This is a genomic window from Pseudomonas sp. EA_65y_Pfl1_P113, assembly GCF_963970525.1.
GTDB lineage: Bacteria > Pseudomonadota > Gammaproteobacteria > Pseudomonadales > Pseudomonadaceae > Aquipseudomonas > Aquipseudomonas tritici.
This window is the reverse complement of sequence record NZ_CAXAQM010000668.1, coordinates 1-434: the sequence shown is the minus strand read 5'-3', so window position 1 is coordinate 434 and position 434 is coordinate 1. Positions and strand designations below refer to the sequence as shown.

Below are 434 nucleotides of genomic sequence, written 5' to 3'. Positions count from 1 at the left end.
CGCCCGATCCGACAATGCCGTTCTGGATGCGCGAGCCCATCACGTGGGTGGAATTGACGTTGCCGTAAATGTCCGCCTCGATCAGTCCGTTCATGGCGAGGCAGCCGAGCCGGCGGATCAATTCGGGGTGGTTGCTGATCTCCTGCGGACGCAGGATCATCTTGTCGCGATAGCGGCCCATATCGGCATTGAGCCGGGCCGCCGCCTCCGGGCTGAGCGAGAAAGCGGTGGCCGAGGCCATGCGCAATTTGCCCGAATCAAGCAGGTCGAGCATCCCGTCCTGGATCACCTCAGTATAGGAGGTCATGTCCTAGAACGGTCCGTTGACCAGGCCGGTCAGCACCGCATTGGCGATGTTGCCGACGCCCGATTGCAGCGGCAGCAGCGACGCGGGCAAGCGTCCGCGCGCCACTTCATGGGTGAAGAATTCGATC

Annotated in this window: 1 protein-coding gene; it reads right to left on the bottom strand. The window is 62.7% G+C overall.

Translation table 11 applies throughout. The features are described from left to right. A partial coding sequence (locus tag AACY52_RS31640) for an acetyl-CoA hydrolase/transferase C-terminal domain-containing protein (RefSeq protein ID WP_339561601.1) occupies positions 1-307 on the bottom strand: 307 nt, incomplete at its 3' end. Positions 308-434 lie beyond the last annotated feature (127 nt).